The organism is Solibacillus sp. FSL K6-1554, from assembly GCF_038005185.1.
Taxonomy (GTDB): Bacteria; Bacillota; Bacilli; order Bacillales_A; family Planococcaceae; genus Solibacillus; species Solibacillus silvestris.
In genome coordinates this window covers 1,168,328-1,193,050 of the sequence record NZ_JBBOSS010000001.1, presented here as the reverse complement: position 1 = coordinate 1,193,050, position 24,723 = coordinate 1,168,328, and the positions used below count along the sequence as shown (strand labels likewise).

Here is a 24,723-nt window from a genome sequence, read left to right as displayed (position 1 = left end):
ATTGAATAGTTATTATACGTTTCCATTCAATTAAAGGTTTCATTACATTGAAATCCCTAATCAGACATTTGTTTGAATGGCTGCAGGCTGATGCTTTAATTGAGATTGTTTCTTTCTATACAGTTCCACTTTCGGCAGTGGTTTAACCGGGAGTAACGTCTGTTTATCCTGCTGTAAAATGCCGTTTGCTGTAATTCGTGCCGATTCCAGAATAATTGGCAAGCCACTGCCCGGATGTGTACCACCACCGACTAACCAGCAATAATCGAGCTCTTCAAATTTATTGCGCGGGCGGAATACAAGCATTTGCGATAATTGGTGCCCTAAATTGAACGTTGCCCCTTTATATACATGAATATCGCGTTCCCAGTCGGCTGGTGTAATCATGCGCTCCTCTTCGATATATTCCCACATATCCTTAACACCCAGTTTATCCGCTACCATATTTAAAATCATATCCCGGAAAGGACCTGCCTTTTCCGACCAGTCGATACCGCTCATATTATTCGGTACCGGAACTAAAATGTATAATGTCGATTTCCCTTTTGGTGCAACCGTTTCATCCGTAACGACGGCATTTTGAATGTAAATCGAAGGATCCTCAGATATCAATTTCGTTTTTGTAATTTCCTCTACATTTTTCCGGTAATCTTTTGCAAACCAGATTGTATGGTGCGGTAAATCAAATCGTTTATTGACACCTAAATACAGCATGAACGTTGAACAAGAGTATTGTTTTTTCTCGAGCTTTTCTTGAGTATATTTTTTTAATAGACCGGGTTCCACAAGATTCGTCATCGCATGTGCGAAATCTCCGTTAATGATTACTTCATCTGCTTCAATTTCCTGACCATCTTCCAGCAGTAGACCCGTTACTTTTTTGCCTGTTGTTCTTAACTTTTTCACACCGTTATTTAATAAAATTTTCCCGCCTGATTCCAGGACAACTTTCGCCATCGCTTCTGTCAGCTTATTGATACCACCTTTAATGTGGTAAACGCCGTAAGCGTGTTCAATATATGAAAGAATTGAAAATGCGCCGGGACTTTCCCATGGTGACATCCCCAGATATTTTGCCTGGAATGTAAAAGCGAGCTGTAATTCCTCTTCGTTATAAAACTTTGAAAGCGTATCAACAAGAGAATTCCCTACTTCCAATTCTTTGAAAGCTTTCATCACTTTCGGATTGAACAGGTCTGTCAGCTTGTTCATCGGTGCCTGCAATACAGGAGCAAGCACTTCAAGTTTCTTTTGCGTCTGTTCCATATAACGCTCATAACTTCCCACATTTCCAGGGAACAGCTCATCGATTTGGCGAATCATCTCATCTGCATCACGCGTCATATTAATCTTTTTATTATGGTAGATTAATTGATACATCGGATTTAAATCGATCAAATCCACATAGTCGTGAATATCGCGACCTGTTAACTCAAAAATTTCCTCTGCAATGTACAACATATTTAAAAATGTTGGTCCCATATCAAATTTATACTCACCAAGCTTAATCTCGCTTGTTCGCCCACCTACATAAGCCTGCTTTTCATATACCGTCACTTCATAACCTTTATGCGCCAATAACATGGCAACCGCTAATCCACCAGGTCCTGCCCCTACCACTGCAATTTTTTTCATCTATAGTTCCTCCCTGTTTCGATTCGATATTGTACAACGATTTCCTCGTACAGAATAATTTGTATAATGTTTAGTAATATTCTTTATTCATTTCACGATTAATATTAATAAATTTCCATATTGTAGCTGTTTACAATAAAAATTTGTCCAGAGACACTGTTACATGTTATACAAACATTATACATATTTGTTTTTTGTTATACAAGGGAGAAATACATTTAATTTGAGATAGTTTATAAATAAGGGGGTCCGGTAGACAAAACAAAAAGCCTTAATTTCTCTTTGTGTGAGAAATTAAGGCTCTTTGCTTTGTTTAGGTCTGTTATTTTAATTCATTCACTATTCAAATTCATACGAAATTGCAGATAACGCATACAACGGTGCCGTCTCTGCTCGTAAAATACGAGGCCCCAGTGACATTGTCTGTGCACCGGCTTCAAGGAATACTGCCGATTCATGACGGGAAATACCGCCTTCAGGACCGAAAATACATAAAATGCGCGGCGTATTTTCCTTATTTAACGATTGCAGTTTTTGTTTAAATGTCGTACGGTTTGCCAACTTCGCATCCTCTTCATCAGCAATATAGACAGCATCATAGTTTGAGAATGTTTGTACAAGCTGCTTAAAACTGATTGGCTGTACAACATCCGGGACATATGTACGATGCGATTGTTCCGCTGCTTCCTGAGAAATTTTTTGAAGACGTTCCTGGTTTTTCTTTGCTTTTTTATCATCCCATTTTACAATCGAACGTTCCGCAGCAAACGGAATTAACGCGTGCATACCAAGTTCTGTCGCTTTTTGCGCAATCAGTTCCAGTTTATCGCCTTTAGGCAAGCCGCAAGCAATATCGACTTGTACCGGCATTTCCGGCGAAGGGATTGTCGTACCTGTTTTTTTCACACGTACATCCTGGTCCAGCTCGATAATTTCACAAACATACGCTACATTGTCATGTACAACAATGATTTCTTCTCCTGCCGTCATACGCATTACTTTTGAAATATGGCGCGCGTTTTCCCCGGAAATCATAAAGTGGTCCATATCTTTTTCCACAGTATCTACAAAATACCTTTGCATTGTCTTCACTCCTAGTTGATAACGTAAAAATCGAACATTTTGCACGTTAGCAAAATGTTCGATTTTCGATTAAACGATTTAATTAAGGACGACGTGAAATAATCGCTACCCAATCTTCCATCATTAATACTTCTTCAATGACAAATCCAGCTTTTTCAAGAGCTGCTTTGACATCATCTTTCTTCGCTCCGATAATGCCCGATGTCACGTAGATGCCGCCTGGTTTTACAATTGAAAATGCATCGTCCGTAAATGACATAATGATTTCTGCTAAAATATTCGCTACAACAATATCAGCCGGTTCTTTTACTGTGTCCAATAAATTGCCGTGGAATACTTCTACAATATCACTCATTTTATTCAATTCAACGTTTTCACGTGCTGCATTAACTGCCACTTCATCTAAGTCCAGTGCATGAACGCTTTTCGCGCCAAGCATGGCAGCACCAATTGACAGTACGCCAGATCCCGTACCAACATCGACTACTGTGTGGTCATGCTGTACAACTTTTTCAAGTGCCTGTAAACACATGACCGTTGTAGGGTGTGTCCCTGTTCCGAACGCCATTCCCGGATCCAGCTCAATGATCAGCTCATCCGTTGATACCGGTTTGTAGTCTTCCCAAGTCGGCACAATTGTAAAGCGTTCCGAAATTTTTACCGGATGGTAGTATTGTTTCCACGCCGTTGACCAATCTTCTTCATCAACTTCACATAAAGTTAATACATTTTCACCAATATTAATATCAAAGTTTACAAGGTTTGCGATTGCAAGCTTAATTTCTTCGATTGTTTCCGCTAAAAAACTTGAAGCCGATAAGTATGCTTTTACAATGACACCTGTTTTCGGAAAATCTTCTGGATTCAGTGCGTAAATTTCACCAAATTTATCGATTCTCTCTTTGTCTAATTCCTTTGAATCTTCAATTACTACACCGCTTGCACCAGCTTCGTGTAAAATGTTCGTCACTGCATCAACAGCTTCATGCGTTGTTAAAATCGAAAGTTCTGTCCATTTCACTTGCAATACACTCCTTAGTCGCCTTTAATTTTTTTCTTGATTTTGTCGAACAGCGAGCTTCCGTGTTCTTCCGGAATGTCTCCACTAATTTCTGCGAATTCACGTAACAATTGTTTTTGTTTTTCCGTTAATTTCGTCGGTGTGACAACGTTTACGATAACATACTGGTTCCCCATGCCATAGCCGTGTACATTTTTTACGCCTTTATCTTTCAGGCGGAATTGTGCACCGGATTGTGTACCTGCAGGGATTTTCAGCTTCACTTTACCGTGAATTGTCGGTACTTCAATTTCATCACCTAATGCAGCTTGCGGGATTGTTAGTTTTAATTCATATAAAATATCATCGCCGTCACGTTCGAAATACTCATGCTTGCGAACATTGAAAATAATGTATAAATCGCCGGCCGGACCATTGTTGAATCCTGCTTCACCTTGACCTGCTACGCGTAATTGTTGACCATCATCAACACCTGCAGGGATTGTGATTTTGATTTTTTTCTTTTTCGTAATCGTACCAGTACCGCGACATGGTGTACATTTTTCCACAATGATTTTACCTTGACCACGACATGATGGACAAGAACGTTTGTTTACCATACGGCCAAACGGTGTGTCGACCGCTTGGTTAATTTGACCCGCACCATTACATTGTGTACATGTTTGTGGCTGCGTACCTGGTTTTGCACCGGAACCGTGACATGTATCACATGTTTCTTCTTTCGGAATTTCGATTTCTGTTTCTTTTCCAAATACTGCTTCTTCGAAAGAGATGTTCATACGGAACTGAAGATCGTCGCCTTTACGTGGGGCGTTCGGATCTTGGCGTCGGCCGCCTCCGAAGAACGAGCTGAAAATGTCTTCGAATCCGCCGAAGCCAGCGCCGCCTCCGAATCCGCCGCCACCAAAGCCTGCATTTGGATCTTCATGGCCGAACTGGTCATAGCGTGCGCGTTTTTGGTCGTCTGACAGCACTTCATATGCTTCGGCGACTTCTTTGAACTTTTCGTCTGCACCCTCTTCTTTGTTTAAATCCGGGTGATACTGTTTTGATAATTTACGATACGCTTTTTTTATTTCATCTTTGCTTGCACCTTTGCTCAGGCCAAGTACTTCATAGTAATCGCGCTTACTCATTGTTCACTCTCCGCTCTTTTTACATAACGTCTATTTTAACATGTTGAAAAAATGATGTATAGCTTTTGCTTTGCATAATGAATGCAATTAATATTCCGTTGTAATCACATAGCACGTTGTGCTGCGTTGCGGGGCACGCTTTCCTGGGGGCGTGGCTCCAACTAACTTGATGCATGCCTCTACGGCGGCATACATCAAGTGGATTTTCCGCGCACGCTAATCCCCTAGGAGTGGGCCCCTCCACTTCGCACAACTAAGATTTGATATGGGGTAGAATTCTTATTTAATTTGAGTCAAGAGTTGTTAAAATTTATTAACAACTTTTCAATAAGTTCTACATAATAGGCGAGCACTTCTACTTTTCCCTGAATAGCTTCCACTTTAGTCGCTGAACTTTCTATTTTCGCTTTAGTAAGTTCTACTTTTTCACCTGAATCTTCTAAATAAAATTCGAAGTTCTCTTTTCATTGAAGAACTTCTACTTTAGCCCCTGAACTTTCTACTTTCGCTTCCATAAGTTCTACTTTCTCAAGTGAATCTTCTAATAAAATTCAAACTTCTAAATTCCAGGTGAATTGTTCTACTTTTCATTGAAAAACTTCCCCTTCAGCCCCTAAACTTTCTACTTTCGCTTCAATAAGTTCTACTTTCTCACCTAAATCTTCTAATAAAACTCGAACTCCCGCGAACCACGGGCAATACTTCCTAAAACGGATTAAAATCGTCGCTTCACTTCACCTTGCTTCGCCCACTCTCCCGTATAAAAATGGGGCTTATGACAAACTTAAAAGCCAAAGCCGCAAGCGGTCTTTGGCTTTTATGTGGAAATCAGAAAGAATTATTTATTGTCTTTGTCGTCTTTAACTTCTTCAAAGTCAGCGTCTACGATACCGTCGTCTTTTTGACCAGCGTCTGCTGCGCCTTCAAAGCCTTCAGCGCCGCCTTGTGCTGCTGCCGCTGCTTGCTCGTATACTTTCATTACTAATGGTTGTAGTACGCCTTCTAATTTTTCTTTAGAAGCTTTAATGCCTTCAAGCTCGCCTTTTTCTAAAGCTGCTTTTAACTCGTCGCGTGCATCTTCAACAGATTTCTTTTCGTCTTCTGTGATTTGCTCACCTAAGTCTGTGATTGTTTTATCCACTTGGAATACTAATTGGTCTGCTTCGTTGCGAAGATCTGCTTCTTCTTTACGTTTCGCATCAGCTTCAGCGTTTGCTTCAGCATCTTTCACCATACGCTCGATTTCTTCTTCTGATAAACCGGAATCAGATTGGATCACGATTGTTTGTTCTTTTTGTGTACCTAAGTCTTTCGCTTTAACTGATACGATACCGTTCGCATCAATATCGAATGTTACTTCGATTTGTGGAATTCCACGTGGTGCTGGTGGAATATCAGATAATTGGAAGCGACCAAGTGTTTTGTTGTCTGCAGCCATTGAACGCTCACCTTGTAATACGTGAATGTCTACTGCTGGTTGGTTGTCTGCAGCTGTTGAGAACACTTGAGATTTAGATGTTGGGATTGTTGTGTTACGATCGATTAATTTCGTCATAACGCCGCCCATTGTTTCGATACCTAATGATAGTGGTGTTACGTCTAATAATAATACGCCTTGTACGTCACCAGCTAATACGCCACCTTGTACAGCAGCACCCATTGCTACTACTTCATCTGGGTTTACGCCTTTGTGTGGCTCATGACCAGTAGCTTTTTTGATTGCTTCCACTACTGCTGGAATACGAGTAGAACCACCAACTAAGATTACTTTATCTAATTCAGAAGCAGAAAGACCTGCATCTGATAATGCTTGACGTGTAGGAACGATTGTACGTTCTACCAAGTCTTTTGTTAAATCATCGAATTTCGCACGTGATAATGACATTTCTAAGTGAAGCGGGCCATCAGCACCTGCTGTGATGAATGGTAATGAAATTTGAGTAGAAGTTACACCTGATAAGTCTTTTTTCGCTTTTTCAGCTGCATCTTTTAAACGTTGCATTGCCATTTTGTCTTTTGATAAGTCGACTGAGTTTTCTTTTTTGAACTCTTCTACTAAATAAGCAATGATTTTGTCGTCGAAATCGTCACCACCAAGTTTGTTGTCACCTGCTGTTGCTAATACTTCGAATACGCCGTCAGCTAATTCAAGGATCGATACGTCGAATGTACCGCCACCTAAGTCGAATACTAAGATTTTTTGGTCAACATCTTGCTGATCTAAACCGTAAGCTAAAGCAGCTGCTGTTGGTTCGTTTATGATACGTTCTACTTCTAAACCAGCGATTTTACCAGCGTCTTTTGTTGCTTGACGTTGAGCATCGTTGAAGTAAGCAGGAACTGTAATAACAGCTTTTGTTACTTTTTCGCCTAAGTAGTCTTCAGCATAGCCTTTTAAGTATTGTAAAATCATTGCAGATACTTCTTGTGGTGTGTACTCTGTATCATCCACTTTTACTTTATCATTCGTACCCATTTTTGATTTGATTGAAATAATTGTGTTCGGGTTTGTTACAGCTTGGCGTTTTGCTACTTCACCAACTTGTTTTTCTCCATTTTTGAATGCTACTACAGATGGAGATGTACGGTTACCTTCTGGGTTTGGAATTACTTTTGGTTCTCCGCCTTCTAATACAGATACACAAGAGTTTGTTGTTCCTAAGTCAATACCGATAATTTTACTCATAATTTAATTTCCTCCTAATAGTAAAAAACAAAATGTGTTTGATATGAAAACATCAAAGTTAAATATATAAATAGCACCGAAAAGCACTAAATTACTCGTTTACAGATACCATTGACGGACGCAGTACACGGTCCTTTAACTGATACCCTTTTTGCAGTTCGCGTAAAATGATGCCTGTTTCCTTTTCACTGTCCTGCTCCTGCATTACAGCTTGGTGGAAGTTCGGATCAAAGCTTTCGCCCTCTGCCGGAATGATCGAAAGACCTTCTTTTTCGGTTGCAGCAAGTAACTGGTCATATACCATTTGTACACCTTTGTACAATGATGCCGCTTCTTCTGTCGTCACTTCTATTTGCAGTGCACGGTCTAAATTGTCCAACACTGGTAAAAGTTCTGTCAGCAGGCTTTGTGCACGGTATTTCTCCGCTGCTTCACGATCTAAACGCGTGCGACGCGCCAAGTTATCGTAGTCTGCACGCAAACGCAGATAACGTGCATCCTCTTCAGCAAGTTTTGCTTCCAGTTCAGCGATTTTCTGATCTTTTTCATCTACTGCGATTTCTTCTGTTTCAGTAGTTTCAGCTGTTTCCACTACTTCTTCCGTAGTTTCTTCTTGCTGCAATTCTTCATTGTTTTTTGTTTCTGACACTTCTTTTCCTCCTCGAGTATCAATCATTTATAAATTCAGCGGTAATATATTACGCTACGACCGCTGAATCAACAGCATTACTGCTTTTTATCGAAAAACGCTCTGGACAGACTGTTTGTCATAACATCCAATAATGTAACAACACGTCGGTAATCCATGCGCGTCGGACCGATAATTGCGATCGCCCCCTGCTGTTCTTCCCCGACAAGGAAGGAAGCGGTGATGACACTGCAGTTTTCCATTGCTAAATGATTGTTTTCTGAACCTATTCGGATTTGAATACCATGTTTCTGTTCATTGAATAAAGTTTGAACTTGGCTTTCCTTGTCGATCAGATCCATCAGCATTCGCATTTTCTCTAAATCATGGAACTCCGGCTGATTCAACATGTTGGACTTACCACCGTAATAAACTTTATTTTCGTGATGGTTTGAAGTAATGGATAACAAGGACCGGACAATCGAATCGGATGCATGAATATGAGACTTCAATACCGATATCGCCTCAGTCTGAAGCTTTACCGGCAGCTCATATAGCGGTACACCGACTAGGCGGTCATTCAAAATATTAACCATCTTTTCAATATCATGCGGGTTAAAACCCGGTGGTAACGTTAATGTGCGATTTTCTACATGACCGTTATCTGTGATGATAATAGCCACCGCTGTCTGTTCTGTTAACGGTACAATCTGGAATTTCTTGACACGATGTTTTTGCACATCCGGACCGAGTAAAATCGTCGTGTATGTCGTTAACTCCGATAATATATTTGCGGATTCTTTTATAATTTGTTCTGCTTCAACAATCTGCTTTTTAAAGAGCGACTGGATTTGCGCTACTTCGCCACTCGAAATGATTTGAGGCTGAAGTAAATGGTCGACATAAAAGCGATACCCTTTTTCAGAAGGTACCCTGCCTGAAGAAGTATGCGTTTTTTCTAAAAACCCTAACTCCTCCAAATCTGCCATTTCATTACGTATTGTAGCAGCACTATACGTAATTCCTTCTTTTTTGGATAGTTGACGCGAACCAACAGGTTGTGCTGACATCACAAATTCGTCTATGATTACTTGCAATAGTTGTAACTGCCGATTTGTTAACATCTTTCTCACCTCTGTTAGCACTCGATTAAGAGGAGTGCTAATATATTTATAAATTAGCAAATCTCTAAATTGATGTCAATGAATTCGTCCGTTTTTTTTAACTTTTTTCAAGCATCGGCTGTAAAAAGATTATTCCCCTACTAAAAACCGCTGAAATACTTCATTGCCGATAAAACGGCCTTTTCTAGTTAAACGAATCCCTTCAGAGTCCAGTTCAATCAGTTGCTCTTCCTTTAATTGGTCGATTATTTCCTTATATATAGAAAGCATTGGCTGAGCGAATTTCATTTCAAATTCTTCATGTGTCACACCAGCAGATTTTCTTAATCCTAAAAACATCTGCTCTTCCAGCTTCTCATCAGCTGTCACTCCATGCTCATGCAATAAAGGGCGCTCCCCTGCCATCACCATTTCAATATATTTTTTGATCGGTGCAACATTCGAATAACGTATTCCTTCCAAATAACCGTGAGCACCAGCGCCAAATCCTGCGTATTCGTCATTATCCCAATAGATTTTATTATGTGTGGATGCATAGCCTTCATTCGCAAAATTACTGATTTCATATTGCTTTAATCCGTGCGCTTCCATCGTATCCATCAAAACACTATACATGTCCGTTTCCAGATCTTCTGTCGGCAAGTGCAGCTTTCCTTTAGCATACTGGATATAAAAGATCGTTTTAGGCTCTACAATCAGCGAGTACGCCGAATAATGCGGCAGCTTCAGTGCCAATGCCTTTTCAAGCGTTTCCTGCCATTGTTCCATCGTCTGTCCAGGCAGACCATACATTAAATCAATGCTTATATTTTCAAATCCAACATTTTTTGCGTTTTGGATTGTTTCATATACATGTTCATTAGAATGGGTACGTCCGATTTTCTCAAGCAGTGACTGGTCGAATGATTGAACACCCATACTTAATCGGTTGACACCTCCATTATAAAGTGCCTGTAATTTATCGATTGTCAGCTCATCCGGATTGGCTTCACTACTAAATTCTTTTACGGATAACATCGGAATATGTTTCGTAATCAGTCCCAATAATTTTTCAATTTGCTGTGCGGATAATGCCGTTGGGGTACCGCCGCCAAGGAAAATCGTTTCAATATTCGTGAACGCTTCCGGCATTTGCGCTACCGTCATTTCCATTTCCCGTCCAAGCGCTTCAATATATTCATCTACAGGCTGATTTTTAAAAAATACTTTATTAAAATCGCAGTAGTTACAAATTTGATGACAAAAAGGAATGTGAATATATACACCTCTAGCCATTTAAATCACTTCCTTATTCTAGTTGTTCTCCTTTATTGTAGCCTTTCTCCACTAAAATACAAATACGGACCCTCGGAAAAAGAACAACAAAAAAAAGCTTTGTTAAATGAAGATTCATTCAACAAAGCTGGATTAATCTATTAAATAGAAAATACAGGCTCTTCCTTATTCATTAGCATAACCAAATCAATAGCCGTCATTTCAGGCAGTTTTGCACAAAATTGCTGCGCTTCTTCTGCAGTGTCAAATTGGAAGGCATCCAATTCTTTTGTTATTTCATATTGGTCATTAAATAGTTGGATCATATAAAGTCGAACTGTTGGATGGCATCGCTTTGTTGCATCGAAGTTTTCACCTGCAATGACAATACCTGTATCCGCTGACGTTTTGCTTACGATCGTTTCGATAATATGTAGCTCATCCTGGACAAACCACTTTGGTGCAATTAGTTGAATTTGACTGTTCATAAAAAATACATCCCCTTAATTAATATATTTATCTAATGACAAATCTAATTGATCACAGCAATTATTAAATATTTGCCACGTTGAACATAAACACTGCCTTTTTTACAAACATTCAGAAAAATGAAGTCTGCTTTGAAATGAAATGCTGCCAAACAAGTATTTTCTACTAACTATTCTCTCTATATAATTTCGTATTAATAAATAAAACACATATTTTTATACCACTATTCTACTACAGTCAATAATTTATTAAAAGCTACATTCTTAAAAATATTCTTAATATTTAATTAATGACTATAGGTGTATTGTATTATGGAATAAATTTACATATCATTCATTAATATGACTTCTTGATTAAAGATACCAGTTTTCATGATAAATTTCATCAGTTTTCAGAAAATAATTACAAATTTTATCGTATTTTTATCTTTTTCTGTAAATTACTTATAAATATTACAGTAATATAACAAAAATTAAAATGCTTTCGACAAAACTCGTCAAAAGCATTTTGTTTAAATTTGAAATCGTTTTACTGCATGTGTTAAGGACCGCATATTTTTTGCGATGCTTTGGATCTCTTCATAAATTTCTGCCGTTGATTTTTTCTGCATGTCAATCTGTTCCTGAATGAGGTGCATTGACACAAGATTTTCCTCGGAGCGGTTGCTTAATTCAATGGAACTATGCGCCACATCATGGGTATGGTCGGAAATTTCATTCATAATAGTAGAAACGTGCTCCATTTGCGGACTGATTTGTTGTACTTGCATTGTAATTTCTCTGAACTTGGCCGCGCTGAGCTGCGTTGTAGTGACGCCCGTATCAACACTGCGCATCGCATTTTCCATATTGGTCGTCGCTTCCAACGTTCCTTGCTGAATTTTAGTAACAATAGTTGCAATGGATTTTGTAAACTCCTGCGATTGTTCCGCCAATTTACGTACTTCCTGAGCTACTACAGCGAAACCTTGACCATGTTCCCCTGCTCTTGCCGCTTCGATCGAGGCATTCAGTGCAAGCAAATTCGTCTGATCGGCAATTGAGTGGATCATCGTGACCGCTCTTGAAACATGCTGTGTCTGTTCATTCAGCTCGATAATTGTATTACTCGCTGTTTGCATCGCCTGTTCCACATCCTGCATTTGTACTATATTTTGCCCGACGATTGCTTCCCCGTCCACTGCTTGTGCAATTGTTTCTTTTATATAGTGATCCACATGGTGCATACGCTCAGTTATTTCATCAATTCCGGCTGCCACTTGCTGTACAGATGCCGCATTATCCGATAAGCGGGCTGTGGCATATTGCAGTGAACCTCTCATGTCATCAGAGCTTGCCGCAATCCGGACTGCCCCTGTCGTAATTTGCTCTGCATTTGTTTGAAGTTCGTTATTCGCTTCTGTCGCCGATTCTGTATTTTTCCGCACTGTTTTTAAGAGTTCCTTCATGTCCGCGATCATTAAGTTATAATATTTTGTTGTTTCCCCAAGCTCATCACGCGCCGAGTATGTCGCGTATTTCGTTAAATCCCCGTGCTGCACAAGTTTGAATAGCTGCTTTAGCTCCCGTGTCGGCTTATTGATCGAGCGAATTGCCTGTATGCCGAAAAACAGGATAAGCGCCATTAATATGATGGAAATCGATAATAGGAGACTGTAGCCGAATTTTATATCGTTTTCATGATTGGTTAATTGCGCAGATGCCCGCTCGATTATGTATGCATCTATTTCCTCAAATAGTGCCGCTGATGGATCGCTTGCCAGCTGCTTCATATAAAATTCCATTTTGGAATCGAAAGCAGCTGCTGTTAATTGCTCTGTGGATTGTGCCAGGATTTCATTCGTTTGGAGATACTGTTGTTCGATGTCCTGCATCATATGTAAGGTCATGAGCTTTTCTTCATATAAAGCCTGTGCTTCTCTTTCCATTTTCCGCAAGTAATCCATACTAAATACTGTTAAAATGATATTCGAGCAAATACAAATGATCATTAATACGGCAAGCCGGTCTTTAAATTTAATCGCATTGCGAAAGCGCACGTTACATTACCTCATTTATCTAAGTATTTTGATTTAGTATAAAGGGACTATGTAAACGGATATATGTAAAAATGTAAAATTGTTGTAAAAGTATGAAGGTTTTCATTTCTGTTACCTTAGAAGAATTAATGAAATTCATTGGAAAAATGGTATTTAGAGTCGGATAATCTGTTATGTGAATTATAATAGCTGCCGTCATAACGGACAAGTCAGCGATTGAGCCGAAATTTGAACCAATTAGTATCCCCGCTATATTTCATTTTGTCGAGCAAAGTCTAGTTCTTTTTTTAATTAAGAAAGGCTGGCGGCTGGAGATGTTCTAATATATTAAGAAATCTTCCAATATATTTTTATTTGTTCTAATAAAATGTGGATTTTCTAATATAGTCCCCTGTTGTTCTAATAAGTGTTCGGAATGTTCAAATATCATCTCCTGATTTGCTAATATCACGGTGACTTTTTCTAATAAACCACTACAACGTTCTAATAAAAACCCAAGCCAACTCATTCCCTATCGCATCTGAATTCAAAAATAGCTCTAAAGATGCTTTATTCAAATTTTGTTGTTCGATTTTCTAATAAGACACCAACTTTTTCTAATAAACTATTATTATTGTCCAATAAACCACTCCATTGTTCTAATAAAAGCCAAAGCCTGCCACTTCACTGGTGCATCTACCGTCAATCGCTACTCTTTTTTAATATACCGCTCCATTGTTCCAATAAAATGCCCAAATCTATAATTCCCCCCAAAACAAAAAAACTATACAAGCTGGAAAATCTCCAGCCTGTATAGTTCCAAATTATTTACATAAATTCCTTAGTCAGCTGATCAAATTGTTCTTCTGATAAGCTAATATCGATATCTGTTAACGGCAGCTCTGAGTAACCTTTGATTTTTTCCTGATACGAAGTTGTTTCAGTATCCTGATAAATAATGCCTGTTACTAGACCTTCATGGCGCATTACTGTTTGCATGGCCATTTCGCGGTTAGAGGAATCATAGCCTTCGATGTCAGCAAGTTTCGTTAAATTCTCTTTGAACCAGTCGTATGTGTTCACTTTGTTGTACGTTACACATGGTGAGAATACGTTAATGAATGAAAAGCCTTTATGGTTCAGACCAGCTTCGATCATTGCTGTCAGTTCTTTAATATCCGTTGAGAAGCCTTGTGCCACAAATGTCGCACCTGCTGTTAACGCAACTTCCAATGGTTTTAATGATGGCTCGATTGCTCCGCCTGGTGTTGATTTCGTAATGAAACCAGCAGCAGAACGTGGAGATGTTTGCCCTTTTGTTAATCCGTAAATTTGGTTGTCCATTACTACATACGTAATGTCGATGTTACGACGGATTGCATGGATTGTATGACCCATACCGATTGCGAAACCGTCACCGTCACCGCCAGAAGCGATAACTTTCAGGTCTTTGTTCGCCATTTTAAGGCCTTGCGCGATCGGCAATGCACGACCGTGAATGCCGTGGAAGCCGTATGAGTTAATATAGCCTGAAATACGACCAGAACAGCCGATTCCTGAAATAACTGCTAATTCGCTTGGTTCATAGCCTACGTTTGCTGCTGCACGCTGAATCGCCGCTTGTACGGAGAAGTCACCACAGCCTGGACACCAGTTAGGTTTTACGGAATTTCGGAAATCTTTAAATGTTGCCATGATTAAATTTCCTCCTTCACTAAGTTTGTTAATTCACGTGGTAAGAATGGTGTACCATCGTATTTTAAAATCGATTTTGTCTTCGCGTGACCACCGATATTCATTTTCATCACATTTGCAAGCTGACCTGTCGCATTGTTTTCCACGACAATCACTTTTTTCGCTTTATCCATTAATGCACTCATCTCTTCTGCAGGGAACGGATGGATCAGCTTAATATGTGCGTGGTTTACTTTTACGCCTTCAGAATTCAGCTTTTCCTGTACTTCTTCTAATGCACCGCGCGTTGAGTTGAAACCTACAAGTAATACGTCCGCATCTTCATGAGGCGCATTCACATATACCGGATTTTCAAAACGGACATGCTGTAATTTACGCATACGCTTATCCATTTGCGTGCGACGGTTGCCCGTTGCTTCAGATGGCTTACCTGTTTCATCATGCTCAACACCCGTTACGTGATGAATACCGCCTTTTGTACCTGGCAGTACACGTGGTGAAACGCCGTCTTCTGTATTTTCATAACGCTTGAAGTAATCTTTCGTTTCTTCATCTTCAACCGCTTCGACAATTTTACCGCGGCGAATTTCAATTTTGCTGTAATCAAATGGATCAACCGACTGCTTCCCTAAAGCTAGCTGCAAGTCTGTCATCACGATTACCGGTATTTGCAATTCTTCGGCAATGTTAAATGCCTGAATTGTATCGTAAAACGCTTCTTCCATTGTAGAAGGCGCAATGACTACTTTCGGGATTTCACCATGTGTACCGTAAAGCATCGCCATTAAATCCGATTGCTCCTGTTTTGTCGGTAAACCTGTTGATGGACCACCACGCTGTGTATCAAAAATTACAAGCGGCTGTTCCGTCATACCTGAAAGACCAATTGCTTCCATCATCAATGAAAGACCAGGACCAGCTGATGCCGTGAATGCACGCACACCACCGTAGTTTGCACCGATTGCCATTGTTGCTGCAGCAATCTCATCTTCTGTTTGAATAACCGCTCCACCTACTAATGGAAGCTTCTTAATCATGTATTCCATAATTTCAGATGCCGGTGTAATCGGGTAAGCCGCCATGAAACGAGAGCCTGCTGCCAATGCACCTAATGCCGCTGCATCGTTACCGATCATGAACATACGGCGTTTTCCGTCAGCAGGTGCAATTTCCCATGTACCTGTACTGTTACCGATTTGCTCTGAAATCGCCTGACGTCCGCGTTCGATCGCTTCAATGTTTTTCGCAACGACTTCTTCACCTTTACGTCCGAAAATTTCATTAACAACACTTTGGAAAACTGATTCATCCAAGTTTAAAAGTGCTGCCGTTGCACCAATCGCAACCATGTTTTTCATAAGAGACGTACCAAGCTCAGCCGCAATTTCCGTAAATGGCACCGCGTATAATGGCGTGACACAGTCTTCCGGATTTTTCGGATCAAATTTCGCATCCGCTAAAATGATACTTGATGGTGTTAATTCTTTATAGTTCACGTCGATCGTTTCCTGGTCAAACGCCACTAGTATATCTAAGTCGTCCGCAATTGCGCGTACTTCTGTCGGACGAACCGTAATTTTATTATTCGTATGGCCACCTTTAATACGAGAAGAGAAATGACGGTAACCGTATAGGAAATACCCTAGACGATTCATTGCCATTGAGAAGATTTCACCTGTACTCTCAATCCCTTCACCTTGCTGCCCACCGACTTTCCATGAAAGCTGATGTAACATATCAACATCTCCTTAAGTTCTGTATTTATAAATAAAGCGTATAAGATGCTTTATCGAGCAGCTGCCGATTGCACAGCCTTGTAGAAATCAATTACGCTAATGCGTAATTGCATCCGAATTCGGTTTTGTGCTAGCACGCTAGCACAAAAAACTCCTTTCCGAATTCGTGATATCCGCCGGTGCTTAACTTCTTTCAGTGAATTAGCATTTCACTTAAAAAGTAAACACTTGCTTTTATCCTGCCTCTTGTAAATATAAAATGACTTCTACTGAAAGAAGTTATTTTTCCTACATTAGTTTAACATGAAGTGTTAGTCTCTACTATTGCAAATGTCATATCGAGTCAAAAAATCAGACCTTTGACGGAAAGTTCTGTACACAAATTGTTTTGATGTAAATTTAGATTTCTATTCCCTAAAATTTATCTGGGAAATCTTTTATTGGAGGACGATTGATTATGTAAAAGGGTTGCGTTCAGGAAAAAATGAGATTAGGATTTCAATTTTATGAAGTGAGCGTTTCATTTCTCATCAAAAATGGAAGTGGCGAATATCCACTCATGATTGACGATTATCTACTGCAAATTGACGAATAAGCAACAGAAACTGACGATTAAATAATTGGTTTTGACGATTATCGTGATAAAAGTGACGATTAAAATTCCCATCCTTATAAAGGGGCGAATTAAAAAATTTCTGTTGACGATAAAACGTCAAAAGTGACGAATAACTAGCCTAAATTGACGACTAAAACTCCCGCCAATTTAAATCCCTTCTATTTAAATATACCCTGCAAACCAAAAAACACCCGCTTAGCAAATTGGATGCTAAGCGGGTGTATGGCTCTTCATGAATTAACGACTTCTTTTTTCAACGAGTAGTTTTAATGCCGTACGATCTTCTCCTGCAATGATGATGTCCGCGAAAGCCGGAGCACAAATTAAATCTGTGCCGCTTGGGGCTACAAACCCTCGAGCGATTGCTACTGCTTTAATTGCCTGGTTTAACGCACCTGCACCTACCGCCTGCATTTCAGCAAACCCTTGCTCTCGTATAACCGCAACGAGTGCTCCTGCAACAGAATTAGGATTAGAACGAGATGATACTTTTAATGAATCCACAGCTATTTCCTCCTCATCTAGTACTGCTTTATCTTTTTTTTAGGCAATTTTTATTGCCTGTACGTCATTGTATGCGCTTCAATGATTAATTAGAATTCGAATAATCGTAATTTTCTAAAGAATTTACTCAACGAAACTATATTCCTCGTAATAATTGAAATGGCTAGGTGTTTTATAATTATTCAACACAACACCCAAAATCTTTGTGTGTGAAGCTGCCAGTAACGCTTTTGCTTTTTTAACAGCCCGTTTATCGACAACCCCCGTATTTAAAATGAGAATCGTACCATCACATTTATTCGCCAGTATTTGCGCATCCGTCACTGATAATAATGGCGGTGAATCTATTATGATGATGTCATAGTCATTCTTCACATGTTGAAGTAATGCATCCAACCCTTGGGACGAAAGTAATTCAGCAGGGTTTGGCGGAATCGGACCACTGGTAATGACATCGAGTCCAACGATAAATGTCTCCTGCACCGCCTCATGTAGCGCCGATCTCCTTGCAAGAATATTCGATAGCCCTACCTTATTGAACGTTTTAAATGTGTGATGCAATGTCGGCTTCCGCATATCCGCATCAATTATCAGCACTCTTTTGTCTTCCTGTGCAAACACAACACCTAGATTCGCCGCGTTCGTTGATTTTCCTTCCCCTGGTGTAGAAGAGGTAACTAAAATGGTCTTTAACGGCTCATCTGGCATAGAAAACTTAATATTTGTGCGCAAAGTGCGAAACTGTTCGATAATATGAGATTTCGTCTCGGAAATCGTCACAAGCTTCCGTCCAATTTGTAAATTTTGCAAAACACTTTTCTTTTTTTTCAGACGCCACTTCATCATTTAACTTCTCCTCGCTTTTCGGGGATTAAATGAAAATCTGTTTTGCTTTTCTTCCTTAATTAAGTCAACTATTCCAATGACCGGCAAACCTAAATAATCTTCCACATCTTGCTCACTCTTTATCGAAGTATCTAAAAGTTCAAGTAGGAACGCTAAACCTACCCCCAACATGAGACCAATAATACCCGCAATCGTAATATTTAGCATCTTATTCGGTTTTACTGGACTTGGGTTATCATTTAGTTTAGCTACAGATAAAATGGAAATATTATCGACACTCATCAGTTGCGGAATTTTTTCTTTAAACACTTCTGCCACTTTATTTGAGATTTCGACTGCTTTTGATGGGTTGGAATTCTCAACGTTGATCGTTACAACTTTTGAGTCATTTTCGTTAGTGATGGAGATTTGCTGAGTTAATTGTGCTGGAGTTAAATTTAGATTGAGTGCTTCGATTACTGGAGTTAGAATGACTGGGCTTGTAATAATGACATTATACGTATTGATTAAACGTAAATCGGTTTCAGTTGTCTGCCAAGAGTATACGCTCTCAGAACTATTGTTTTGATTTACTAATATTTGCGTTTGTGCCTGATAGATTGGGGTTAATGCATAAAAGCTAATACCTGCACTGATGCCAATGCTGATAAAGGTAAAAAAAATGACTAGCCATAATCGTTTCTTTAGTATTTTTGCAATATCCTGTAGACTGAGTGTTTCTTCCAAATCTATTGCCTCCTTGAAACATAGCTATTTTAATTTAAAGTAATATGATTAGATAATCTAATAAACATTATCCCATATATTTTTGCCTGTTTTAGAAAACCTAAATTTATCAATAAACTAATGAATTATTTAAACAAACTTTAATGTATTTATTTATATTGTCCATTTTTTCTAGCATTTCTTCTTCGGACGAATACTTAATTACCATTTCACCTAATTTCTTATCTGTTCCGGTAAAGGCACTAATCTGATCTCCGCTTTTAAAGTGCAATGCATATTCAACTATATTGTTCTTCTCAAAATCACTATCTATTTCAATACTTTTAAATATCCCACTCTTCTGACTATTAATAATATAGCAAGACCAAAACCCTTTTGGTTCAGTCATTTTTAAATCACGACAATCTTCACCTAAGGCTGCTTTAATAGTATATTCAATTAAATCTACTCCAGTGGCATATTTTGTAATTCGAGGGATTAAATTTCCACCAGTTCTTGCACCCATTTCAATGAAATATACATGATCATTTTTATCTAATCGAATATCGAAATTATATGGGCCTGTTTCCATTCCAAGTAAATTTATCAACCTTTGAATTTCTATATGAATATTATTTTGAATATGTGCCGGTAATATGCTTGGCCAACTTCCTCCTAAAGGTATAAAAGGATTTAAATGTGAAGCATCAAGATGATTATTTGTGAAGGAACGAAATACTAGTTCACCATTCACTGAGAAACCATCGCCTCCAACTTGATATCCCTTCTTATCGATATACTCTTCTATTATAAAACGCTTTGTTTTCGAAAAATTTAATGCATATTCTATCTTTTCTTCAAGTTCCTCAATCCTATTTATTTTTGATATTCCTCTGCTTCCTGATGAATCGACTGGTTTTATCATAACCGGTAAATTAAAATGGTCTATTTCATATTTTGCTTCTTCATAAGATGTAAAGCTTTTTGCTTTAGGGACATGAAAATTATTATTCTTCAAAAACTCCCTAAATAAATGTTTATTATTAATAATTTCTATAGACTTCGATGGATAAGATGGTAACCCTAAATGGTCAGCAACATAAGAAACTGTTGTCATTGCTTCATCCGCTGAAAAACAGGTGATCCCATCTATTTTAAGTTCTTTTGCTAACTCTAGCACCCTTTCCTTGTCCATATAACTCACATTGTGATATTCATGGGCAAATTTATGGCCGGGGTTATTTTCGAAATAGTCGCATGTAATTGTGTAATATCCCATTTCTACTGCTTTTTTTATAAATGGTATATGATATGGTTCTCCACTAAGTATTAACAATTTTTTCATAGAATTAACCTCATTCTAATTGTATTTTTTTACTCAAGTTTCATATTATCTATATGAGAATAGCCATTTTTTCATGCAATAATAAAAAGGGTAAACTTAATGATATGATTAATTTATTGACATTTATTTTAATTAAATTATTAATATTATCGATTTTTTTAATCATATCTTGCTTTTTTTTAAATGTTAATAGCATTAATCCTAATTTCTCGTGAGATCCTGAAAGTGCTGATATCGTATTATTTGATTTAACTAATAATTCATAGTCCACTACATTCTTTTCTAAAAATTCTTCTTGTATTTTCAGACCTTTAAATGTTCCACTTTTATCACTATTTAAGACATAAGTTGCCCAATAACCAGTTGGTTCAACCATTTTTAAATCACTGCAATCTTCTCCTAAAGCTGCTTTAATCGTATATTCCAATAAATCAATACCAGTCGCATAACGTATCGCTTCAGGATTCCAATCGCCACCATTTCTAGGCGTAATTTCAATAAGGTAGACGTCTTCATTTTTATCAATACGAATATCAAAATTATAAGACCCTGTTTTCATATTTAATAAATCAAGTACCCTTTGAATCTCATTATGAATTTTTTCCTGTATATGTTTCGACTTACTATAAGGCCAAGTTGTCAAAACTGGAACAAAAGGGTTTATACAATTTGTTGAGAAATATTCATTTGAGAAACAGCGAAATACAAGTTTCCCATCTACAGAAAACCCATCTCCACCAATATGTGGACCATAATTTTCTATATATTCTTCTATAATAAATCTTTTAGAATTTGAAAAGCTTAAAGCTAATTCTACTTTTTCTTCAAGCTGGTCAATTGATGCAATTTTGGAAACCCCTTTACTACCTGAAGAGTCAACTGGTTTTATCATGACCGGCATATTAAAATGTTTAAAATAAGCTTTAGCTTCCTCTAACGAGTTAAAACCTTCAGCTCTTGGAACATTAAATTTATTTTCCTTTTGAAAAGTTCTAAACAAATCTTTATTTGTTAAAATTTCTACAGATTTATACGGATGTGATGTTAACTTTAATTGTTCTGCAACATAAGCTACTGTTAGTAGCCCTGACTCTGCAGCATAACAAACAATTCCGTCTATTTTTAAAGATTTTGCTAAAGATAAAACCCTCTCCTTATCGGTAGTACTAATGTTATAGTACTCATGTGCGTACTCATATCCAGGACTTTCTTCTACATAATCACAAACAATTACATAATAACCCATTTCTCTAGCTTTTTTTATTGCTGGTACTTGGAAAGAAGCACCACCAAGCATTAAAATTTTCTTCATTTTAAAACACCTCTCTTTAATCAATAACAATTCTTTTTTTACTTCGAATTAATTCTTTTATATTAGAAATTAAATAAGTAAAACATTCTACTCTAAATATCATTGCTAAACCTACATATAAAATTACTCCCACAATTATTTGAATTATAATTGTTAACATATGTGATAACACAAATAATTTAACGCTATATGTTATTAACCCCATTACTATTGATAATAATAGAGAAGGAATTGTATCCTTAAGCTGCTCAATAAAACTATAATTTATTAAATATTTACTAGGATAGGCATCTAAAATCGTACTTAAAATTCTATTAACTAATACGCCAAAAGCTACCGCTTGTATACCAAATTGGATACTCCAAATTAAAATTATTAATCCCATTAAGAATTTAATAATTTCTAATTTAAGAAATATTTTACTATGTCCCAATGCTTTTATTACATGTAAATTGGTAGCATCGATTGTCCATAATGCATAATAACCACAAAATATTTGTAAGAAAGGTACTGCTGGTAACCATTTTTCCGTAAACAGGATATCTACTAACGGTTCTGCGATAACAGCTAACCCTACCATCATTGGAAATATTACAAAAGAGCTAGTGACAATCGATCTTCGCACCATCTCTTTAATTCTAATTCTATTATCTTGTTCGGAAGCTAGTACTGGAAACATGACTGATTGAATGGAACCATTAATATTGGTAACTATAATGTTGGGAAACTGCATTCCCCTACTATAAAATCCTAACATTGCTGAACTAAACATTTTAGCAATGATCAAGCTTTGTAACTGAGTATAGAAATTGTAAATTAAAGTTGACACAACAAGTTTCCAACCATATGAAAACAACTGGGTAATACTTTGAAAAGAAAATATTAACTGAGGACGCCATTTCACTGTAAACCACAGAACACTGGTGACTAAAAATTGGCTTGTTAATTGTTGTCCTACCAAAGCCCATACACCGTAATTATTAAAAGCTAGTGTTAGTCCAATAATCCCCGAAATGAACACAGCCAACAAACTACTTACGAATAACTTTTTAAATTGCATTGTTCTAGCTATAATCGCATATTGCATTGAATTAAATGCACCGAAAATTAATGTTAAAGAAAGAATTCTTAGAATTAATGCTAGTTGGGGTGCATCAAAAAAGTTTGCTATCAATGGAGCTACAAAAAAAAGAATGCCATAAATAATAAAAGCAACAATCAAATTCAAATAAAAAACAGAAGAAAAGTCCTTTTCATCTGCATTTTTCTTCTGTATAAGTGCTTCGTTAAATCCACTGTCAATTAGTAAGGCAGCAATACTAATAAAAATGACTACTATTGTTATTAAACCGAATTCCTCAGGAAGCAAAAGTCTAGTTAATACAATCATTACAATTAGCTGTATACCTTGCGTTCCTCCGCGCTCCAGCAGTTTCCAGATTAAAGAATAAATTATGCTAAATCTAGTAATTTTTTTGGGCAAGTTTATTCCTCCCTTTACCGCCCTTACTTTATCTCAGTACTCAATTTTTTATAAATATTGATGTTAATCTTCCCTAAATATTTAGTTTTTAATTTGAAAATGTACTGCGTTGTTTATAGCTAGATAAAGAAAAATAAATTAAATGTCCAAGAAGGGAACATACTCAAACCAAAAGCATAAAACACCCAAATAAATTTAATTACTACTAGAAGTAGATAGTCATTATTATTTGTTTCAAAATAAATTCTTAAATACTTTAAGGTTATAAAAATCAAAAAAATTATCAAAAATGAGAATCCAACAATACCAAAATTTAATAGCATATCAATGTATGCTTGATGCGATACATAATTAAACTTTGATTCCCTTCCAAAATCTGTTACAAAGTTTCCACCAAATAGAATGTTTAAAATCGGTTGCTGTGAAAAGTATTCTAGATGCTCCCTCCAAATACTTGACCTGCCTGTTGTGAAAGAAGATAAATTATTACTTGAGCCTATCGATAACTGACTGTTAATTCTTTTTGCCATATCGCTAATTACTGAAAATTCCGCATTTTCAAAAAAATTAATATTTACAAAAAAAATGAATCCTAATGTTATTACTGTTACAATATATCTAACTTTCATTTTTTTACTTAAGATTAAATAAAGAGATAACATTAAAATGTTACATAAATATCCAGTAATACTTAAAGTTGAAATTAAACTTAAATATAAAAATATTAGTACACTTATTTTTATTATCTTGTTTTTAATGAGTCCTAATATTACAACAGAAAAAATCCCAATATTCAGAAAAAACCCGAAATAATTAGGGTCTGGAAAACTTCCTATAAACCTTGTAACTTCGACCCATTGGTTATTTATATTGATAAATGTTTTAATATTAAGACCTTGCATAAACCATCCATATACACAGGAAATAACAGCCCCGAAGGTATAATAAGTAAAAAAAGCGGGTATGTTTTTTCTGAGGAATATAGATATATATAAAATAATTAAAAATAAATCAAAAATAACCAACGCACTAAGTAAAAGATCATAGTAAGCCATAACCGAAATACAATATAAGACAATTATTGAAAACGGTAAAAATATTGCTTTTTCAATTTTCATTCGGTTTGAAAATAAAATTTTAGTAAATAGTAATAGGGAGTACACTCGATATGTTAAAATATCTCCTGGTAATAACAAATCATAATTGAAAAAAATAAATATAGGTAAAATATAATAAAATCTTTCATTATTCCAAATAAGTAAGCTTAATGTGATAATAATCATAGAACTTACCTTAGTTAATGTTGGATTGATCAATAACAATAATGGTGCTAAATAAATTATGCATAATAAAACATTAACCACTTTTATACCATTTTTGTCTAAAACCGTTGATTTCTCCATATATA

Annotated in this window: 19 protein-coding genes; all 19 read right to left on the bottom strand. The window is 37.1% G+C overall.

Going from position 1 to position 24,723, the window contains the following annotated elements; translation table 11 throughout:
* Positions 1–60: 60 nt before the first annotated feature.
* Complete coding sequence (locus MHB58_RS05665) at positions 61–1,635, bottom strand: phytoene desaturase family protein (RefSeq protein ID WP_340734844.1); 1,575 nt, start codon at positions 1,633–1,635, stop codon at positions 61–63.
* Positions 1,636–1,974: 339 nt separating this feature from the next.
* Positions 1,975–2,718, bottom strand: a complete 744-nt coding sequence (locus MHB58_RS05660) for a 16S rRNA (uracil(1498)-N(3))-methyltransferase (RefSeq protein WP_340734843.1) — start codon at positions 2,716–2,718, stop codon at positions 1,975–1,977.
* 82 nt (positions 2,719–2,800) lie between these two features.
* The gene (prmA, locus tag MHB58_RS05655) at positions 2,801–3,739 is read right to left on the bottom strand and encodes a 50S ribosomal protein L11 methyltransferase (RefSeq protein ID WP_008403155.1); all 939 of its coding nucleotides are present in this window, start codon (positions 3,737–3,739) and stop codon (positions 2,801–2,803) included.
* 14 nt (positions 3,740–3,753) lie between these two features.
* Positions 3,754–4,875: a molecular chaperone DnaJ gene (gene dnaJ / locus MHB58_RS05650; protein ID WP_008403156.1), complete on the bottom strand. Its 1,122-nt coding sequence runs from the start codon at positions 4,873–4,875 to the stop codon at positions 3,754–3,756.
* 838 nt (positions 4,876–5,713) lie between these two features.
* Positions 5,714–7,561, bottom strand: coding sequence for a molecular chaperone DnaK (gene dnaK, locus MHB58_RS05645; RefSeq protein ID WP_014824435.1), 1,848 nt, complete (start codon positions 7,559–7,561; stop codon positions 5,714–5,716).
* A 91-nt stretch (positions 7,562–7,652) separates the two neighbouring features.
* Entirely contained in the window at positions 7,653–8,210 is a 558-nt protein-coding gene (gene grpE / locus MHB58_RS05640; RefSeq protein WP_014824436.1) for a nucleotide exchange factor GrpE, read from the bottom strand.
* Between the two features lie 77 nt (positions 8,211–8,287).
* Entirely contained in the window at positions 8,288–9,313 is a 1,026-nt protein-coding gene (hrcA, locus tag MHB58_RS05635) for a heat-inducible transcriptional repressor HrcA (protein WP_008403160.1), read from the bottom strand.
* 129 nt (positions 9,314–9,442) lie between these two features.
* The gene (hemW, locus tag MHB58_RS05630; RefSeq protein ID WP_340734842.1) at positions 9,443–10,588 is read right to left on the bottom strand and encodes a radical SAM family heme chaperone HemW; all 1,146 of its coding nucleotides are present in this window, start codon (positions 10,586–10,588) and stop codon (positions 9,443–9,445) included.
* Between the two features lie 140 nt (positions 10,589–10,728).
* Entirely contained in the window at positions 10,729–11,055 is a 327-nt protein-coding gene (locus MHB58_RS05625; RefSeq protein ID WP_008403162.1) for a hypothetical protein, read from the bottom strand.
* A gap of 512 nt (positions 11,056–11,567) precedes the next feature.
* Entirely contained in the window at positions 11,568–13,094 is a 1,527-nt protein-coding gene (locus tag MHB58_RS05620; protein ID WP_340734841.1) for a methyl-accepting chemotaxis protein, read from the bottom strand.
* A gap of 807 nt (positions 13,095–13,901) precedes the next feature.
* On the bottom strand, positions 13,902–14,768 hold the full coding sequence (locus MHB58_RS05615) for a 2-oxoacid:ferredoxin oxidoreductase subunit beta (protein ID WP_008403164.1): 867 nt from the start codon (positions 14,766–14,768) through the stop codon (positions 13,902–13,904).
* 2 nt (positions 14,769–14,770) lie between these two features.
* Positions 14,771–16,504 carry a 2-oxoacid:acceptor oxidoreductase subunit alpha gene (locus MHB58_RS05610; RefSeq protein WP_340734840.1) on the bottom strand — a complete coding sequence of 578 codons (1,734 nt, stop codon included), beginning with the start codon at positions 16,502–16,504 and terminating at the stop codon, positions 14,771–14,773.
* 853 nt (positions 16,505–17,357) lie between these two features.
* A complete protein-coding gene (locus MHB58_RS05605; RefSeq protein WP_008403166.1) occupies positions 17,358–17,624 on the bottom strand; it encodes a stage V sporulation protein S in 267 nt (88 codons plus the stop codon).
* Between the two features lie 123 nt (positions 17,625–17,747).
* Positions 17,748–18,470 (bottom strand): CpsD/CapB family tyrosine-protein kinase, encoded by a 723-nt coding sequence (locus MHB58_RS05600; protein WP_445683145.1) that lies wholly within the window; start codon positions 18,468–18,470, stop codon positions 17,748–17,750.
* Positions 18,471–19,196, bottom strand: a complete 726-nt coding sequence (locus tag MHB58_RS05595; protein WP_340734839.1) for a YveK family protein — start codon at positions 19,194–19,196, stop codon at positions 18,471–18,473.
* Between the two features lie 109 nt (positions 19,197–19,305).
* A complete protein-coding gene (locus MHB58_RS05590; RefSeq protein ID WP_340734838.1) occupies positions 19,306–20,520 on the bottom strand; it encodes an ATP-grasp domain-containing protein in 1,215 nt (404 codons plus the stop codon).
* Positions 20,521–20,569: 49 nt separating this feature from the next.
* The gene (locus MHB58_RS05585) at positions 20,570–21,832 is read right to left on the bottom strand and encodes an ATP-grasp domain-containing protein (RefSeq protein WP_340734837.1); all 1,263 of its coding nucleotides are present in this window, start codon (positions 21,830–21,832) and stop codon (positions 20,570–20,572) included.
* A gap of 16 nt (positions 21,833–21,848) precedes the next feature.
* Positions 21,849–23,315, bottom strand: coding sequence for a lipopolysaccharide biosynthesis protein (locus MHB58_RS05580; RefSeq protein WP_340734836.1), 1,467 nt, complete (start codon positions 23,313–23,315; stop codon positions 21,849–21,851).
* A gap of 119 nt (positions 23,316–23,434) precedes the next feature.
* The gene (locus MHB58_RS05575; RefSeq protein WP_340734835.1) at positions 23,435–24,718 is read right to left on the bottom strand and encodes an O-antigen ligase family protein; all 1,284 of its coding nucleotides are present in this window, start codon (positions 24,716–24,718) and stop codon (positions 23,435–23,437) included.
* Positions 24,719–24,723 lie beyond the last annotated feature (5 nt).

Bases quoted from the DNA above. Each gene is read 5' to 3' on its own strand.
- MHB58_RS05615 (WP_008403164.1), bottom strand. From the start codon at position 14,768: ATGGCAACATTTAAAGATTTCCGAAATTCCGTAAAACCTAACTGGTGT.
- MHB58_RS05610 (WP_340734840.1), bottom strand. From the start codon at position 16,504: ATGTTACATCAGCTTTCATGGAAAGTCGGTGGGCAGCAAGGTGAAGGG.
- dnaK (WP_014824435.1), bottom strand. From the start codon at position 7,561: ATGAGTAAAATTATCGGTATTGACTTAGGAACAACAAACTCTTGTGTA.
- MHB58_RS05665 (WP_340734844.1), bottom strand. From the start codon at position 1,635: ATGAAAAAAATTGCAGTGGTAGGGGCAGGACCTGGTGGATTAGCGGTT.
- MHB58_RS05575 (WP_340734835.1), bottom strand. From the start codon at position 24,718: ATGGAGAAATCAACGGTTTTAGACAAAAATGGTATAAAAGTGGTTAAT.
- MHB58_RS05590 (WP_340734838.1), bottom strand. From the start codon at position 20,520: ATGAAAAAATTGTTAATACTTAGTGGAGAACCATATCATATACCATTT.
- MHB58_RS05585 (WP_340734837.1), bottom strand. From the start codon at position 21,832: ATGAAGAAAATTTTAATGCTTGGTGGTGCTTCTTTCCAAGTACCAGCA.
- hemW (WP_340734842.1), bottom strand. From the start codon at position 10,588: ATGGCTAGAGGTGTATATATTCACATTCCTTTTTGTCATCAAATTTGT.
- MHB58_RS05625 (WP_008403162.1), bottom strand. From the start codon at position 11,055: ATGAACAGTCAAATTCAACTAATTGCACCAAAGTGGTTTGTCCAGGAT.
- dnaJ (WP_008403156.1), bottom strand. From the start codon at position 4,875: ATGAGTAAGCGCGATTACTATGAAGTACTTGGCCTGAGCAAAGGTGCA.
- MHB58_RS05600 (WP_445683145.1), bottom strand. From the start codon at position 18,470: ATGATGAAGTGGCGTCTGAAAAAAAAGAAAAGTGTTTTGCAAAATTTA.
- MHB58_RS05660 (WP_340734843.1), bottom strand. From the start codon at position 2,718: ATGCAAAGGTATTTTGTAGATACTGTGGAAAAAGATATGGACCACTTT.
- hrcA (WP_008403160.1), bottom strand. From the start codon at position 9,313: ATGTTAACAAATCGGCAGTTACAACTATTGCAAGTAATCATAGACGAA.